Source organism: Actinosynnema sp. NPDC091369 (assembly GCF_044757065.1).
Taxonomy (GTDB): domain Bacteria; phylum Actinomycetota; class Actinomycetes; order Mycobacteriales; family Pseudonocardiaceae; genus Actinosynnema.
The window spans coordinates 133,485-149,552 of record NZ_JBIVUG010000008.1 but is presented as its reverse complement, the minus strand read 5'-3'; the positions used below and the strand labels follow the sequence as shown (position 1 = coordinate 149,552).

Below are 16,068 nucleotides of genomic sequence, written 5' to 3'. Positions count from 1 at the left end.
GAGCGCGTCAGGGCAGCAGCACGTCGAGGAACGGGTTGCTGAACACCCGGTGCGGGTCGAAGGCGTTCAGGGTGGCGCGCGCGGCGTCCCAGGTCGGGTTCGGGCCCTGGCGGTAGGTGTCGGGCACGGTGGAGGTGAGCACGGTGTGGTCGGCCCAGGCGGCCTGGTCGGTGTAGGCCCAGCCCTTGGACCACTCGGCCCGCGTGAACGCGTAGGAGCCCGCGTACCGGGTGAAGAAGAACTGCTCCAGCTCGCGGTAGAACGCCGCCGCGCCGGGGGCGGTCGGGAAGGTCAGCACGTCGAACCACACCGCCACGTCCCACTCGGGGTGGTCCTCGCGCGGCCGCACGGCCGACAGCGCGGGGGTCTGGGCGCCGGGCACGCCGACGTGCGCCGGGTCGTCCAGGCCGCCGACGCGGATCTCCACCTGGCCGGTCACCGGGAACAGCCCCCGGTCCTTGTAGGCCAGCAGCAGGTCCTCGTAGAACGCGGCGAAGTCGCTGACCACGCGCTGCACCTCGGCGCGGCTGGTCAGCACCGCGTACCCGTTCGCCGTCTCGCGCAGGGTGGTCGGCTTGACGTAGAGCAGGAGGTTCTTCGACGCGCCCCACAGGTCGGTGGTGAGCGTGGCGGTCAGCCCGGTGGCCGCGGTCGTGTACTGCAACTGCCCGAACGTCGGGGTGAGCGCCCACGCGCCGGTGATGAGCAGGTCGGCGAGGTCGGATACCGCCTTGGGCACGTTGTCGGAGAACACGTAGTTGTACGGCGTGACGACGTGCCGCGAGGTGGGCGGCTTGGTCGGCGCGACGCTCCACGTCTTGAGCCACGGGCGGTCGGTGAACGCGAACCAGATCGCCTCGACCCGGCCCGCCTGGTCGAGGAAGCTCGCGAACGTGCGGGTCGCGCCGCTGCCCGGCGGCGCGAACAGCTCACCGGTCGGGATGTCGACCCGGCTGACGCAGCGCAGGTTCTGGTTCGCGCCGACCCGCAGGGTCACCTCGGTCACGAACGCGCGGCCCACGTGGGTCAGCAGCGCGGCGCACTCGGGCTCGTCGCGCCCGAACGTGCGCAACCGGTACTCGCCGCCGTCCCACACGACGGCGGTCAGCGAGACGATCAGGTTGCTCAGCGAGCCGTAGGTGTGGCCCGGCACCCGCGCCTCCCCCACCGCGGGGACGGACGTGCCGTGCCCGTTGATCGCCAGCACGCCGCCGACGGTCAGGTCACCCGGCGCGGGGGTGTTGGTCACGCCGAGGCCCGCGTCCTCCAGGAACGCCAGCAGGTCGTCCATCGACGCGCCGGTCTGCGTCCGCACCGCGCCGGGCAGCACGGTCATCGCCTTGAGGTGCTTGGTGGTGTCGACCAGCACGACGCGGTCCGCGCCGGTGGTGCCCGCGGTGACGGTGAGCGGTGCCCAGCCGTGCCGGAAACCCTGCGGCCGCAACGCGAACCCCTGGCCGTGCGCCCAGTTCGCGAGGAGCACCACGTCGGCCGGGGTGCGGGGCGCGCACGTCCACAGCTCGTCGGTGCGGATCTCCCCCGCCCAGTTCCGGTAGGTCTGCCGGTACAGCTCGATCCCCGCCGGGAACGAGGGCGGCGGGTCGGCCGACACCTGCCCCGGCAGGAGCGCGCCGACGGGTAACCAGGCGGCGGCTCCGAGGAAGCCGCGGCGGGAGAAGGCGGGGCTCATGACCCGACCCTAAGTCGACCTCGCGCGGCATCGCGCGCCGGCGGCGCGAGGTTGGGCCGAACAGCGCAGCCGGAGCGTCCGGGTCGGCGCGGGTCGGGCAAGCACGAGGTCGCTGCGGTCGGGCAAGCACGAAGTCGGCACGGGTCGTCGGGCAAGCACGAGGTCGCCGCGCGCCCTCCGCCCGCGTTACGTTCAGCCGGTGGCGGAGATCCGTGGCACGTGCGACGAGCGGTTCACCAGGGTGCGCGAGACCTTCGCGGCGTCGTTGGCGCAGCACGACGTCGGGGCGTCGGTCGCCGTGTACGTGGACGGGGAGGCGGTGGTCGACCTCTGGGGCGGTCACGTCGACGCGGCCCGCACGACGCCGTGGGAACGCGACACGATCGTCAACGTCTGGTCCACCACCAAGACGATGGCGGCGCTGTGCGCGCTGATCCTCGCCGACCGGGGCGTGCTCGACCTGGACGCGCCGGTGGCCGACTACTGGCCGGAGTTCGCGGCGGCGGGCAAGGGCGGTGTGCGGGTGCGGCACGTGCTCGGCCACACGGCCGGCCTGCCGACGTGGGCCGAGCCGATCACCGTGCCGGAGCTGTTCGACCGGGAGGGCGCGACCGCGCGGCTCGCCGCGCAGCCCGCGCGGTGGGAGCCGGGCGCGGTCGGCTGCTACCACCCGTTGACGCAGGGCTTCCTGATCGGCGAGGTGGTCCGCCGGGTCACCGGCCGGAGCCTGGGCGCGTTCTTCGCCGAGGAGGTCGCCGGGCCGCTGGGCGCGGACTTCCACATCGGCCTGCCCGTCGAGCACGACCACCGCGTGGCACCGGTGATCCCGCCGTCGGGCGGGTCGGGCGGCGCCGCGCCGGGGTTGCCCGGGGAGGCGCCGAACCCGGCCATCGTGGCGCGGGACGCGAACAGCGCGGCGTGGCGTCGGGCGGGGATCCCGTCGGCGGGCGGGCACGGCAACGCGCGTTCGGTGGGCCTGGTGCAGTCGGTGCCGGCGTGCGGCGGCGCGGTCGGCGGTGTGCGGCTGCTGTCGGAGGCCGGGTGCCTTCGCGTGCTGGAGGAGCAGTTCCGGGGTGTGGACCACTACCTGGGCGTGCCGATCCGGTACGGCATGGGATATCGGGTCGAGGGACGGACGTGCTCGTGGGGCGGGTGGGGCGGTTCGGTGGTGGTGGTCGACCTCGACATCCGCATGACGGTGGCGTACGTGATGAACCGGATGCTGGAGCAGGGCGTGTTGGGTGACGGCCGGGGCCTCGGGATCGTGCTGGCCGCCTACCAGGGGTTGGCTACCGCAGCCTGACCGGCAGCGTGCGGTGGCCGTTGGAGATGAACGAGGGGACCGGTTCCAGCCCGTCGGCGGGCGCCGCGAGCGAGAGGGCGGGGAACCGGCCGAACAACGCGGGCAACGCCACCTCGGCCTCGATGCGGGCCAGCGGCGCGCCCAGGCAGTAGTGCACGCCGTGGCCGAACGACAGGTGGGTCTTGTCCGCGCGGGTGATGTCGAACTCCCCCGCCGTGGCGCCGTGGTGGTCCGGGTCGCGGCCGGCGGCGGCGTAGCCCGCGAGGATCGCGTCGCCGCGGCGGATCGTCACGCCGTCCAGTTCCAGGTCCTCGACGGCGTAGCGCAGCGGCAGGTTCGCCACCGGCGCCTGCCACCGCAACGACTCCTCGATCACGTCGGCCCACGCGCGGTCGCCGGAGGTGACCAGGCGCAGCTGGTCGGGGTGGGTGAGCAGCGCGGTGACGGCCTGGTCGAGCAGGTTGACCGTCGTCTCGTGGCCGGCGGCGATCAGCATGATCAGCGTGTCGACCAGCTCCGCCTCGGTCAGCCGGGCGTCGTCCTCGTCGCGGGCGGCGATGAGGCCGCTGGTCAGGTCGTCGCCCGGCGCGGCCCGCTTGGCGGCGACCAGGTCGTTGAGGATCTCGTAGAGCAGGCCCTGGTTCGCGATCGCCTCCTCGGGCGTGGTCGTGGTGACGAACAGGCTGTCGACGATCCGGCGCAGCTCGGGGCGGGCGTCGTCGGGCACGCCCATCAGCCGGCAGATGACCTCGATCGGCAGCGGGTGGGCGAACTCGGCGCGCGCGTCCACCACGTCCGGTCCGGCGGCGAGCCGGTCGACGAGGTCGGCCACGATGCGCTCCACCTCCGGCCGCAGCGCCTCGGTGCGGCGGGCGGTGAAGCCCTTGGAGATCAACCTGCGCAGCCTGCGGTGCTCGGCGCCGTAGGCGGTGAACATGTTGTGCGCCGCGACCCAGAGGTAGAGCGGCCAGTCCGGCGTGATGCCCGCGAGGCCGGGCCAGTGCCGGCGGGCGTCCTTGGAGACGCGCGGGTCGGAGAGCAGGCGGCGCAACCGGTCCAGGTCGCCGACCACCCAAGCCTCCACCCCGCCGGGGAGAGCGACCCGGGCCGCGGGGCCGCGGGCGCGCAACGCCGCCGCCTCCGCCTGGATGTCCCGGCCGGTCGGGTCCAGCACATGTATCTCCATGTACTCATCGTTACCGCATGACCACGTTGCGTACAAGGCGCTGTGCGGGTTGTGCAGCGGTCGTGTCCGCGTGGGCAAAGGGCGCGTAATGGGCGATCCGCACCTCGTCGGCACGCACGACGACGAGTGGCACCACGCCGTCTGGCGGGTGGGCGACCGCCTGGTGGTCCTCGCGCAGGGCGAGAACTTCGACACCTACGGCATGGCCGACGACGCGTGCCTGTGGGTCGTGCGCCACGACCCGACCAGCCGGTGCCGACCGGTGATGCCCTGGACGCGTTCCTGTGCGGCGACACGGCCCCCGCCTGACCCGACCCGGGCGCAGCGGGGGTGTCAACGCCTGACAGCCGGGACGCGCACGCCGGCCCGGCAGCCTTGTCTGCCGCCACGCAGCGGCGAACGGCGCACGGGCCGGTCGAGCCGCACCACGCCGGAGCGAGACCCCGGGTCAGCGCCGGTCGCCCGGCCACGCGGCGCACGGCACGACCTCGAACCCCCGGCTGGGGAAGACGGCGTCCACGAAGAAGTCGTGCATGGCCTCGTCGGCGTCGGCGCACCCGTCGCGCAGCACGGTCACCCGGTAGCCGCGGTCCGCCGCGTCGTAGCACGTGGCGGCCACCATCGCGCTGGTCGCGACGCCGGCGACCGCGATCGAGCCGACGCCGGCCGCGCGGAGCACGAGGTCGAGGTCCGTGCCGGCGAACGCGCCGGCACGGCGTTTCACCACGACCACGTCCTCGTCGGCGACGGGCAGTGCGAGGTCGGTGCCGGCCGCCCCCTCGTGGAACGCGTCACCGGCCTCGAAGAACGACCGGTACAGCGCGTTCCCCGGCGGCAGGTCGGCCCCGTTGGCGCGGAAGGCGATGCGCACGAAGACGACGAGCACGCCGGCTGCGCGGGCACGGGGCAGCAGCCCGGTGAGCGGCGGCACGACCCGCGCCGCGAACGGATAGCCGCCCGTGATGCCCTGCTGGACGTCCCCGATGATCAGCGCGGTGGTCACGACAGGCTCCCGGCCATCCCCCGTCAGGCGTCCCGCGGCCACCAGGACGACCATTCCGACGGGCTTGATCGTACGTCGGCGCGGCGCGGCCGGACCGGCTCAGCCAGGTTCCCAGGCCACCAAACGGTCGAACACGCGCCGGTCGCCGTCGAGCTCCAGGGCGTCCATCGGAACGCGGCCGTAGAAGGCCAGGACCAGGTCGCGGGCCGAGGAGCGGGCGGACGCGTCGACCGCGTCACCGGGCGTGGCGAGCCGGTCGACCCGCGCGCCGTCGGCGGAGAGCCACACCCGCCAGGAGCGACCTTCGCTGACGTAGTACTCGACGGTGGCGGGCTCGTGCGGCCAGGCGTGCGTCGTCGCGCAGCAGGTGGACAGAAAGTCCTCGACGCCGTCCAGCGCCACGTCGTCCGGCAGCGGCTCGGGGACGCCGGCGGTGAGCTGGGCGTCGTAGGTGTGCACCGCGATCTCCTGGAGCTGGTGCCGGGCGACGGCGCCGCACGTCCGCGGCGACTGCGACACGCCCCACCACGTCCAGCACCCGCGGTCCGGGCCCGCTTCCCGCAACGCGTCCAGCAGCTGCCGCGTCGAGTCGGCCAGCCAGGCGACCAGCGCCTCGCGCTCCCGGGGCGCGGCCGGGGCGCCGACCGGCACGGCCTTGGCGGTGGCGTCCGGGCCGGCGGTGACGGTGGCGGCCCAGGCCCGGCGACCCTCGCCCAGGTGCCGCGCCAGGTCGAACAGCGTCCAGTCGGGGCAGGTCGGCACCTGCACGTCGAGGCTGGGCGCGGCGGCGATGGCGGCGCGGAACGCGGCCGACCGCTCGTCGATCAGCCGCAGCAGGTCGGGGAAGCCGAGGTTGCTGTGCACCGCGGCTGTCTACCACCGCGACCCGACGTCCGGACAGCGGATTTATCCGCCGGACCGGGCGCGGTCGGGCGGCGCGGGACCGCGCGTGATGCTTGACAGGGGGGCGGTAAGCGTTTTCCATACGGCGGTGACCGGAGCTCCCGCCGACGACCGGCCGTTCGACCGCACCCGCTTCGACTACAGCCCCTGGTCGTTCTGGGACGAGGCCGACGAGCAGGCGCGGCAACGCCAGCTCCACCTCCGGCGGGTCCTGGTCGACCAGCGCGGGTACGAGATCGGTGAGCGCTGCTTCCTGTCCGAGCTCGCTTCCGTGCAGAACGACGAGCTCCGGCTCGGCCACGGCGGCTACGTCGCCGCGGGGGCGTACCTGAGCGGGTCGCTGCACGCCGGGCGCGACTGCTCGATCAACCCCTACGCGGTCGTGCGCGGCGACGTCCGGCTGGGTGACGCGGTGCGGATCGGCGCGCACACCTCGATCCTCGGGTTCGACCACACCGTCGACGACCCCGACACCGAGGTGTTCCGGCAGCCCCTGCGCTCGCTCGGCATCACGATCGGCGACGACGTGTGGATCGGCTCGCACGTCGTGGTCCTGGACGGGGTGGCGGTCGGCGACCGGTCCGTCCTCGCCGCGGGCGCGGTGGTCACCAGGGACGTCCCGGCCGGCGCGATCGTCGGGGGCAACCCGGCCCGGGTCCTGAAGTGGCGCGTGCCGGCCCTCCGGTCGGACGACCTCGTGGGCGCGCTGACCGCGTTCACCGAGACCGCCCACGCCTCCGCGCAGCGGGTGCTGGAGCGCTGCTGGAACCCCGACCTCGGCCTGTTCACGGACGAGCCGGGCTCGCCGCCGACCGTCCGGGCCCAGTGCGACGCGATCGAGGTCGCCGACCTGCTGCTGGGCCGCGCGCCCGACCAGCTGCCCGCCCGGACCCAGGTCGACCGGTTGCGCGGCTGGCAGGACCCGGAGACCGGCCTGGTCGGCCGGCTCGGCCCGGACGGCGTCGTGCGACCGCCCCGCGACGGCCTGGCCGACCCGGACGCGGCGTACCACGTGCTGTCCGTCGGGTACGCGCTCGACCTGCTGGGCAGCGGTCTCCCGGAGCCGGTCCGCGCCGCGGCCCGGCTGCGCGCCGACGAGCTGGTCGCCGACCTGGAACGGCTGCCGTGGACCACCGACGCCTGGTCGGCGGGCGCCCGGGTGGACGCGGTGGGCACGGCGCTGCACTGGAACCGGCGGCGCGGGACGCCCAACGCGCCGGGCACGACCGAGGCGCTGTTCGGCTGGCTGGTCACCGCCGTCGACCCGCGCACCGGGATGTGGGGCCGCCCGTCGCCCGACGACGGCCTGCTCCCGGTCGTCAACGGCTTCTACCGGGCGTCACGCGGCACGTTCGCCCAGTTCGGCCTACCGGTCCCCCATCCGCGGCGGGTGGTCGACACGGTCCTGGAACACGCGCACGACCCCCGTTTCTTCCGGCCGGAGCGGCAGAACGCCTGCAACGTCCTCGACGTCGCACACCCGCTCTGGCTGACCCGCCACACGGGCCACCGCACCGACGAGGTCCTGACCGTCGCCCGCCGACTGCTCACCGACGCGGTGGGCCACTGGACCGACGGCGCGGGCTTCGGCTTCCAGGCCCCGCACCCCACGACCATCGGCCTGCCCGCCACCGCGCCGGGCCTTCAGGGCACCGAGATGTGGCTGGCGGTGATCTGGCTGCTCGCCGACTTGCTGGGCCTGTCCGCCCTCCTGCGCTACCGTCCCCGCGGCGTCCACCGCCCGGCTCCCGCCCCGTGCTGAGCGGGGGCCGGGGCGGGGCGAACCCCCGCTCCGGCCCACGGGCCGGTCAGATGTGCGGCAGCTCGACGTGGACCGTGCGGCCGTTGAGCGGCTGCACGGGACGCGCGTTGCCCGCGTAGAACATGCTCTGGAAGCGGGTCACGGTGGCCTGGGTGACCGTCTTCTCGCTCATCAGGAACCACTGCACGCCCTCGGTGAACGGCGCGGTGGTGAGGGAGCCGTTGTAGCGGGCCGTGGCGCGGTTGACCGGCAGCAGCGTGTTCAGGTCGATGTCGGACAGGTGCACCTCCTCGCCGCACTCGGGCGCGAGGTGCGCCAGCACCGAGTCCACAGTGGACGCCGGGCCGACGCGCAGCGGCACGCCGATCACCAGCAGGGCGCCCGCGGCGCTGCGGTGCACCAGGTGCATCTCCAGCGGGTCGGCGTGGCCGGCGAACCGGTGCTCCGACGGCGTGTGGAAGTGGAACTGCACGAGGTCGTAGCGGACGCCCGACAGCGTGACGTGGCCGGCGCCGGGCTCGACCTCGAACTCCTCGGTCTCCTCGTGGTCGCGCACGGCGCAGCCGTCGGTCTTGACGGCGTCCTTGCGGACGTAGTGCAGGTCACCGGCGACGTGGTGGCCGTACGAGATCTCCAGCTGCGGCAGGTGCGGGTCGATGCGGAGGGCCGACGGCGTGATGTCGATCGGGCTCTGGAGCGGCACCTGCGACTCGGCGGGCGAGACGCCGGCGGTCAGCAACGCGCTGAGGACGACGGGGACGGCTACGGCGACAATGCCTTTTCTTGCCACAGGGGTGCAGCCCTTCGAAGAGCGGAACCCGGGCGGGGGCGACCCGCCGGGGCGGACCATCCCATTTCACCCGTTCGAGTGACGCGCGTCAGGACGACAAATCACCCGAAGGGAGCGGACAAGACATAACTGTCTGTGCCGTTGCTCACACGAGCTGTCACCCGACAGGACGAGCCGGTCCCACCCCCTGGTCGGGACCGGCTCGTCCCGTGACGATTCGCCCGGCGGACGGGGGAACCGTCACCCCCACCGCCACCCCTCCCGCACGCGGCACGGGCCCCCCGGGGTGGCGGGCGACTTCGCGGATCGGCGGCTAGCGCGGCGCGTCGGCCCGGCTCGATCCGGTGCCCTCCTCGAGCCCGATCACGGCCGGCGCCCCGATGACGTCGTCGACGACCAGCCCGCCGTCCGGCGACGGAGCGCGGTGGCGCCGCTCGGGGTCGGTGCGCGGGCCTGCGCCCAGGCACCACGCCGTGGCGATCATCGTGAACAGCAGCGCCATGAGCATGACGACGATCACCTGCTGCCCGGCCGGCCAGCCGCTGGCGAAGATCACCACGGCGGCGGTCAGCCCGGTCGCCACCAGGACGGTCGCCATGGCCAGCACGGGCCGGGCCAGGCCGGTCAACAGCGGGACGACGACCTCGCGGATGGTCAGCGCCTCGTCCGGGTCGGGTTCTTCGGGGGTCGGCGCCGCGGCCTCGTGCGGCGCGGGCTCCGGGTGCGTCGCGGGCGGGCTCGCGGCCACCGGCGCGCCCTGCAACTCGCACCACACCACCATGACCTTCTCGACCTGCGCGTCGGGCAGGCCGCACGCGACGGCGAACGCGCGCACCTGCTCCATCTTCGTGGGCAGAGAGGTGTTCTTCTGGTCGTTGACGAACCGGTAGGCGGTGCTGCGCGGGATGCCGCCACGCGCGGCGACCTCGGCCGGGGTCAGCCCGGACCGCACCTGGATCCGGCGCAGCAGCGAGATGAACTCCGCCGGGGTGCCGGCCGCCAGCTCGTCGTCGCGGACCGGCACGGCCCGCGGCTCGTCCTTGCGCGCCTCGGCAACGTACCGGGACATCGGCACGACGTTCGCGGGTCTCGACGTGCCGGCGCGGCCCGCGGTGTCCAGGCCCCGCCACAGGCCGTGCAGGTGCTCGACCGCGGCGGTGTCGGCCGCGCAGGCGGTGAGGACCCGCCGGTAGAACGACCACTCGCGGACCCGCCGCTGCACGCCGTCGCGCACGCTCTCGGCGGAGCGGCCGAGGTCCTGGGCCAGGTCCGGCACCGACAGGCCCGCGCGGCGCATCTCGACGCGGACGGCGCCGAGGAACGCCGCCGCGGACGGCCGGTGCTCGCGATCCGGCGCCGTCACGACGCGCACCCCCGGTGATCGGGCGCGCGGCGCGCGTCGGTCGTGGTCCGGACGTCGGGTAAGCAGGACTGGTCCATGAGTCGCCCTCCGGGGATCGAGGACGTCGTCGCGTGCCCGGTGTTGCGGTACCGGCAGGCGACGACGCCGTGCAGCCGAGCCTTGGTGCCCGCCGACGGATCGGCGCCCGCGCGGCCAGTTGGCCCTGCCCGCGCGGGGTCCGGCGGCCTGGTCGCCGGACGTGACCACGCTTACCACCGCCACCTCGTCGTTTCCATCGCTCTCGACGGGTTCCCTGGTTGGGGCGGTGGGCCGCGCGGCGGAGGTGGTGCGCCCGGCGCGTCCCACCGCATCCCGCGCCGTCCACCCGCCGCCTTCAAGCCGGTCCCGCCGCCCGGCCGCGCCACCCGGCCCGACCACCGGAGGGTCCGGTGTTTGCGCAGTTGACAGCGATCCCACGGCGTCCAACGGCTTGATCCCACGCCCTCGTGCGCCGGTATGGTGGCCCGGCAGTCGCGGTTCGACCCCGAACGCCGCCGTGCAGCCGACGTCCGGGGGTCAGGCGGCCTCCTGTTGGCCCAGGAGTCCGCCCGCCGCCGTCACGCGCGCCTGCCCGGCTTGGCGCCCAGCGCGAGGGCGAGCAGCGCGCCGCCGACCATGCACGCCCCGACGAGCCACATGCCGGCGCGCTGCGTGCCGGTGAGGTCGCGCAGCCAGCCGGTGATGTAGGGAGCGGCGAACCCGCTGGTGTTGCCCAGCGAGTTGATCAGCGCGATGCCGCCCGCCGCCGCGGTGCCGGTGAGGAAGTTCGACGGCAGCGCCCAGAACGTCGGCAGCGCGCAGCACACGCCGACCGCGCACACCGTCACCGCGACCATCGCCGCGTACGGGTTGCCCAGGTAGAGCGCGACCGGGATGGCGCACCCGCCGACGAGCATCGGCAGCGCCACATGCCACTTGCGCTCGTTCGTGCGGTCGCCGTGACGCGCCCAGAACACCATCACCGCCGCCGCGACCACGTACGGGACGGCGGTCACCAGCCCGGCTTCCAGCACCGACAGCTTCGTGCCGAACTGCCGGCCGAACCCGGCGATGATGGTCGGCAGGAAGAACCCCAGCGCGTACAGGCCGTAGGCGATGGCGAAGTACACGAACGCCAGCCCGAGGACGCGCGGGTGCGCCAGCGCCTTGCGCAGCGGCCAGTGGTGCTCGGCCTCCGTGCTGCGGCGCTCCGCCTCCAGCTCCTCGGCGAGCCAGCGGCGCTCGTCCTCGGCCAGCCAGGTCGCCTGGTCCGGGCGGTCGGTGAGGTAGAACCAGGTGACGAACGCGAGCAGGATCGCGGGGACGCCCTCGACCAGGAACATGAACCGCCAGCCGGACAGCCCGAACAGGCCGTCGCCGTGCGCGATGAGCAGGCTCGACACGGTGGACCCGATGGCCGAGGAGACGGGGACGGCGGCCATGAACAGCGCGACCGCCTTCGCGCGCTGCGCGGCCGGGAACCAGTAGGTCAGGTAGAGGATGATGCCGGGGAAGAACCCGGCCTCCGCGACGCCGAGCAGGAACCGCAGGACGACCAGCGCCGTCGCGTTGGGCACGAACGCCATCGCCGTGGCCACCACGCCCCACGTGATCATGATGCGGGCCATCCAGCGGCGGGCGCCGAACCGGTGCAGCGCGAGGTTGCTCGGCACTTCGAGGATCAGGTAGCCGAGGAAGAAGATGCCGGAGGCGAACCCGAAGGCGGTCGCGCTGAGCCCGAGCTCGTCGTTCATGCCGTTCGGGCCGGCGAACCCGATGTTGACGCGGTCCAGGTAGTTGACGAAGTACAGCAGGCCCAGGAACGGCAGGATGCGGACGGCGACCTTGGCGAGCACGCGGTCACCCGCGCTGGTTGACCCCTTCGGCATGATCGGATCCAAGTCCCGGCGCGCGGGGTTCGTCAATCCCGCGGCGGCCGGCGGGCGCGTTCTCACCGATTGCCGCACGGCTCCGATTTCATAGCGTTCCGGTCTCGTTCGGGTCACACTGGGGAAGGCGAGAGCACGGGCCCCCGACGCGGAAGTGGAGTGGCAGATGGGACTGACGGACCAGGAAGCACGTGCGCTGGCGCAGATCGAGCGGCACCTGAACGACGACGACCCCCGCTTCGCCGCCCGCCTCGGCCGCGCCCGCTCGTGGTTGCGCATCCCGCGGCGCGTGCTGGTCGCGGTGGCGTTGTGCCTGACCTACTCGGTGGGCCTGGTGACCGTGATCGCCGGGGTGACCGCGTCGTCGGCGCTGTGGTCGGCGGTGCTGGTCACGATCGGCTCCGCGATCACCGCCGCGATCCCGACCGTCGTGGCGGTGCGGGCCTGGCGCCGGCGCTGACCTCCGGGCGCGGGAGGCGTGCCGGGACTTGATCGTTAGCCCAACGTTGGCGCGGCGTTGGCGGCGATCACTTGACTGCGGCGGGTCAGTCGTCCCGGCACGAACCCCAGCGCTTCGAGGAAGGTCCGGCTCATGGCAACAGGCGTCCCCGCGCAGACGATGCTCAGGAAAGCCGCGGTCAGGGCTGATGTCGACCAGCGGATCCAGGCGATCGGCCAGGAGGCGCAGGCCGAGCCGGACTCCGTGGTGGGCCGGCCGACCGGTGGCCAGGTGCCCGCGGACCCGTTCGCGAGCCTGCGGGGTGTGGCGGGCTGGGCGGTCGACTACGTGGCGTTCCTGCGGGAGCCGGTCGACCGGTTGGAGGGCGACCGGCAGAGCGTGCAGGCGACCGTCGACGCGATCCGGGCCGCGGCGGAGCGGATGCGGGAGCTGGCGCGGGGGCAGCAGGAGACGCTCGCGCGGCCGGAGAGGTGGACCGGCACGGCCGCGGACGCGTACCGGGCCAGCATGGAGAAGCTCGGCGAGGAGCTGGGTTCGCTGGCCGAGGCGGTGGCCGTGAAGGGCGTGATCGTCGAGAACACCGGGGCGATGGTGCAGGCGTTGCGCGAAGCCCTGCTGCACACGCTCGGGCAGTACTCCGATTCGCTGGTGCCGGGCGCGATCCAAGCCTACGTGTTCGCGCCGGTCACGTTCGGGGCGTCGATCGCGGTGTTCCTGGGTTCGGTGGTGGGCAGCGCGACGCAGCTCGGGTCGAGCATCGCGGCCAAGATGGACGACCTGAACGCGGCGTTGACGCGTCAGGTGGACCGGATGAAGCAGCTCGACGGCATTTCCGACGACATCGGGCGGGAGTGGGAGCGGTTCGAGTCGGTCGCGGGCGGGGAGACGACCGCGACGATGGCGCGCACGGCCTCCAGGCCGCTCGCGGCGGAGCGCGGGACCGAGGCCCTGAGGCCGATGGAGAGCAGGCGGATGCTCGCCGTCGAGGAGACCGAGGCGTTGAGGCCGATGCAGGCCGTGGCACGGGAGCACGAAGCGCTGCGACCCATGGGCGTCGCTGCACGGGAACACGAAGCGTTGCAGCCGATGCAGGCAACTGCACGGGAATACGAAGCTTTGCGTCCGATGCAGGCCGTTGCAGCAGAAAACGCAACGTTGCAGCCGATGCGGGTCGCCGCGGCGGAACCCGTCCACCACGCCCTCGCGGAGGAGCCGGTCCAAGCGCGTCACGCCGTCCGCGCCGAGCCGATGATGCAGGCGATGCGCGTGGAGGCACCCGTCCACGAGGCGCAGCCGACGATGCGCGCCACCGAGCCCGTCACCGCATACCGCGTCGCCGAACACCAGGTCGCCGCACACCCGGTCACCGAGCACCAAGTCGCCGCCCACCGGGTCGCCGAGCCGTTGCAGGCGCGCGCCGTGACCGCCACCCACGAGGCGACCGTCCGCCGGGTCGAGGCGACCGAGTAGGCCGCGAGCGGTCGCCGAACGCCTCCCTCCTCGTCCACTTCCTGCCGTTCCGCGGAGAAAACGCCATGGTCACCAACCTGACACCGACCACGCTCAGCACGCCCCCTCCCGGCGGCGGCTCGGGCTTCACGATGGACGAGTCCGCGATCGACTCGCTCCAGCAGCAGGCCGACACCTTGCGCACCGGCTACCAGGAGGTGTCGTCGACCCTGTCCGGCCAGACCTTGGCGGGCAACGCCTTCGGCACCGTCGGGACGTTCGCCGCGGAAGCGTTCAACGCCGCCCACGGCAAGTCGGTCGAGCTGGCGGGCAAGGCCGCCTCGACGTTGGGGCTCGTCGGCGAAGGTCTGAAGGCCACCGCGCGAACCCACCTGGAAGCCGACCGCGCCAACGGCGAGCAGTTCACCTCCCTCGAACGCGCCGAGATCACCGACGGTCCCCAGGGCGCTCCTTCGGGCGGCCCCACCGGCACCCCGACCCCTCAGGGCCCGCCGGTCACCCCGACCGAACAACTCCCCGGCGCGTCCGGCGGCGGCAACCCCTCCCAACCGGCGAGTCCCCCACCGGAGACTTCCGGCACCACCACGGGCCAGAACAGCACCCCACCTCCCACCACTCAACCCGCCCCGGTCCCCGACTTCCCGGAAGTCCCCGACCCCCAAGCAGCGACCCCGACCGGTTCCACCGGCGGCGGCAACCCCTCCCAACCGGCGAGTCCCCCACCGGAGACTTCCGGCACCACCACGGGCCAGAACAGCACCCCACCTCCCACCACCCAGCCGGCCCCGGTCCCCGACTTCCCGGAAGTCCCCGACCCCCAGGCGGCGATCCCCACCGGCTCCGCCGGAGGCGGCACGGCGAGCGGCGGCTCCCCCACCACACCGCCCGCCGGCACGACGCCTCCGCCGATGCCGCCCATCCCCGAGGCGCCGAACGACCTCTTCAAGCAACCCGGCATCCCCGACTCCGGCACGGGCGGCAGCTCGGCGGGCACGACCCCGCCGCCGACTCCCTCCATCCCCGAAGTGCCCAAGGAGATGTTCAACCAGCCCGGCATGCCGGACCTCGGCACGGGCGGCGGCACGGGTGGCCCGTCCGGCGGCGGCACCGCGACCTCACCATCGGCCGGCACGACGCCGCCCCCGATGCCGCCCATTCCCGAGGTGCCGAAAGACCTCTTCAAGCAACCCGGCATCCCGGACCTCGGCACGGCCACCGGCTCGGGTTCGAGCGGCAGCGGCTCCGGAACGCCGGCCGGCACCGCGACCTCACCGTCCACCGGCACGACCCCGCCCCCGATGCCACCCATTCCCGAGGTGCCGAAAGACCTCTTCAAGCAACCGGGCATCCCCGACCTCGGCACGGGCGGTTCGAGCGGCGGTGGTGCCGCGACCTCACCGTCCACCGGCACCACCCCGCCCACCACGCCACCCATCCCCGAGGTGCCCAAGGACCTGTTCGAACGGCCCGGCATGCCGGAGCCCGGCGCGGGTCTGCCGTCGACCGGCGGCGGAGCCGACACACCGGCGCGTCCGGACACCCCCGGCATCGAGGACGGTGACCGCAAGCCCGGGGAGTCGGACGATCGGGAGCGCACGGGTGAGGAACGTCCCGACCGCGACGCGCTGCGCGAAGTCCGGCACGAGCGTGACGAGCACGGCTTCCCGATCACCTCGGTGGACGGCAAGCCCTGTCTCGACCTGCGCGACCTCCCGGCCGAGGAGGGCGAGCGGTGGCAGGAGAACATCCGCGACATCCTGGCCACCAAGGGCGAGGGGTCCTTCTTCTGGGCCGGCGACACCATCGACGCCGAGGGCCGACGCCACTCCCTCATGGACCTCGCCGAGTTCATGACCAATCTCGACAGCCGCCCCGACACGACCGACCAGGCACCACGGGAACTGTCGGACACCGTCACGGACAGCCCGGCCCGCAGCGCCAACGGCGACGTCTACGTCCTCCTGGGCCCCAACCGCGCCGAAGACGGCCCGGTCGACCTGGCGGACTTCCCGACGCTGCAGGGCAACCCGCGCATCGAGCGGGTGTTCGCGATCGACGCCGTCACCGGCCGCGAAACCCAGATCCACCCGAAGGTCACCTGATCACGCGGGGGGCGCGGGAGGTCCACCCTCCCGCGCCCCCACCCGATCACACGTCACCGGCCCGGCACCTCCGGGCCGCGGTGGCCCGTCCAATCGACCCCGGCGGACTCGGTGACCTGTTCGGGTGAG

General features: G+C 73.7%; 13 protein-coding genes. 5 read left to right on the top strand and 8 right to left on the bottom strand.

Annotated elements, in window-relative coordinates; translation table 11 throughout:
* Positions 1 to 7 precede the first annotated feature (7 nt).
* A complete protein-coding gene (locus ACIQMJ_RS28225) occupies positions 8 to 1,690 on the bottom strand; it encodes a cholesterol oxidase substrate-binding domain-containing protein (protein ID WP_499764028.1) in 1,683 nt (560 codons plus the stop codon).
* A 199-nt stretch (positions 1,691 to 1,889) separates the two neighbouring features.
* Here ACIQMJ_RS28225 and ACIQMJ_RS28220 point away from each other — a divergent pair, with 199 nt between their 5' ends.
* Positions 1,890 to 2,993 carry a serine hydrolase domain-containing protein gene (locus tag ACIQMJ_RS28220; RefSeq protein WP_499764027.1) on the top strand — a complete coding sequence of 368 codons (1,104 nt, stop codon included), beginning with the start codon at positions 1,890 to 1,892 and terminating at the stop codon, positions 2,991 to 2,993.
* Here ACIQMJ_RS28220 and ACIQMJ_RS28215 read toward each other — a convergent pair.
* From ACIQMJ_RS28215 to ACIQMJ_RS28200, 4 genes are all read right to left on the bottom strand, one after another.
* Complete coding sequence (locus ACIQMJ_RS28215) at positions 2,980 to 4,179, bottom strand: cytochrome P450 family protein (protein WP_499764026.1); 1,200 nt, start codon at positions 4,177 to 4,179, stop codon at positions 2,980 to 2,982. The two genes, ACIQMJ_RS28220 and ACIQMJ_RS28215, sit on opposite strands and share 14 nt — an antisense overlap.
* A gap of 10 nt (positions 4,180 to 4,189) precedes the next feature.
* On the bottom strand, positions 4,190 to 4,417 hold the full coding sequence (locus tag ACIQMJ_RS28210; protein WP_499764025.1) for a hypothetical protein: 228 nt from the start codon (positions 4,415 to 4,417) through the stop codon (positions 4,190 to 4,192).
* A gap of 210 nt (positions 4,418 to 4,627) precedes the next feature.
* Complete coding sequence (locus ACIQMJ_RS28205; RefSeq protein WP_499764024.1) at positions 4,628 to 5,182, bottom strand: cysteine hydrolase family protein; 555 nt, start codon at positions 5,180 to 5,182, stop codon at positions 4,628 to 4,630.
* 99 nt (positions 5,183 to 5,281) lie between these two features.
* Positions 5,282 to 6,046, bottom strand: a complete 765-nt coding sequence (locus tag ACIQMJ_RS28200; protein WP_499764023.1) for a maleylpyruvate isomerase N-terminal domain-containing protein — start codon at positions 6,044 to 6,046, stop codon at positions 5,282 to 5,284.
* A gap of 127 nt (positions 6,047 to 6,173) precedes the next feature.
* On the opposite strand from ACIQMJ_RS28200, the gene ACIQMJ_RS28195 reads away from it, so the two are divergent.
* Positions 6,174 to 7,847: an acyltransferase gene (locus ACIQMJ_RS28195; RefSeq protein ID WP_499764022.1), complete on the top strand. Its 1,674-nt coding sequence runs from the start codon at positions 6,174 to 6,176 to the stop codon at positions 7,845 to 7,847.
* Positions 7,848 to 7,893: 46 nt separating this feature from the next.
* Here the strand turns inward: ACIQMJ_RS28195 and ACIQMJ_RS28190 are convergent, their stop codons facing one another.
* The 3 genes from ACIQMJ_RS28190 to ACIQMJ_RS28180 all read right to left on the bottom strand — a co-directional run bounded on the left by ACIQMJ_RS28190 (position 7,894) and on the right by ACIQMJ_RS28180 (position 11,907).
* Positions 7,894 to 8,637, bottom strand: coding sequence for a carbonic anhydrase family protein (locus ACIQMJ_RS28190; protein WP_499764021.1), 744 nt, complete (start codon positions 8,635 to 8,637; stop codon positions 7,894 to 7,896).
* Between the two features lie 313 nt (positions 8,638 to 8,950).
* Entirely contained in the window at positions 8,951 to 10,000 is a 1,050-nt protein-coding gene (locus ACIQMJ_RS28185; RefSeq protein WP_499764020.1) for a helix-turn-helix domain-containing protein, read from the bottom strand.
* A gap of 596 nt (positions 10,001 to 10,596) precedes the next feature.
* Positions 10,597 to 11,907, bottom strand: coding sequence for an MFS transporter (locus ACIQMJ_RS28180; protein WP_499764019.1), 1,311 nt, complete (start codon positions 11,905 to 11,907; stop codon positions 10,597 to 10,599).
* Positions 11,908 to 12,073: 166 nt separating this feature from the next.
* Here ACIQMJ_RS28180 and ACIQMJ_RS28175 point away from each other — a divergent pair, with 166 nt between their 5' ends.
* The 3 genes from ACIQMJ_RS28175 to ACIQMJ_RS28165 all read left to right on the top strand — a co-directional run bounded on the left by ACIQMJ_RS28175 (position 12,074) and on the right by ACIQMJ_RS28165 (position 15,939).
* Entirely contained in the window at positions 12,074 to 12,367 is a 294-nt protein-coding gene (locus tag ACIQMJ_RS28175; RefSeq protein WP_499764018.1) for a DUF3040 domain-containing protein, read from the top strand.
* Positions 12,368 to 12,499: 132 nt separating this feature from the next.
* Positions 12,500 to 13,837 (top strand): hypothetical protein, encoded by a 1,338-nt coding sequence (locus ACIQMJ_RS28170; protein ID WP_499764017.1) that lies wholly within the window; start codon positions 12,500 to 12,502, stop codon positions 13,835 to 13,837.
* 65 nt (positions 13,838 to 13,902) lie between these two features.
* Complete coding sequence (locus ACIQMJ_RS28165; RefSeq protein WP_499764016.1) at positions 13,903 to 15,939, top strand: WXG100 family type VII secretion target; 2,037 nt, start codon at positions 13,903 to 13,905, stop codon at positions 15,937 to 15,939.
* Positions 15,940 to 16,068 lie beyond the last annotated feature (129 nt).

Bases quoted from the DNA above. Each gene is read 5' to 3' on its own strand.
- ACIQMJ_RS28225 (WP_499764028.1), bottom strand. From the start codon at position 1,690: ATGAGCCCCGCCTTCTCCCGCCGCGGCTTCCTCGGAGCCGCCGCCTGG.
- ACIQMJ_RS28215 (WP_499764026.1), bottom strand. From the start codon at position 4,179: ATGGAGATACATGTGCTGGACCCGACCGGCCGGGACATCCAGGCGGAG.
- ACIQMJ_RS28180 (WP_499764019.1), bottom strand. From the start codon at position 11,907: ATGCCGAAGGGGTCAACCAGCGCGGGTGACCGCGTGCTCGCCAAGGTC.
- ACIQMJ_RS28175 (WP_499764018.1), top strand. From the start codon at position 12,074: ATGGGACTGACGGACCAGGAAGCACGTGCGCTGGCGCAGATCGAGCGG.
- ACIQMJ_RS28170 (WP_499764017.1), top strand. From the start codon at position 12,500: ATGGCAACAGGCGTCCCCGCGCAGACGATGCTCAGGAAAGCCGCGGTC.
- ACIQMJ_RS28165 (WP_499764016.1), top strand. From the start codon at position 13,903: ATGGTCACCAACCTGACACCGACCACGCTCAGCACGCCCCCTCCCGGC.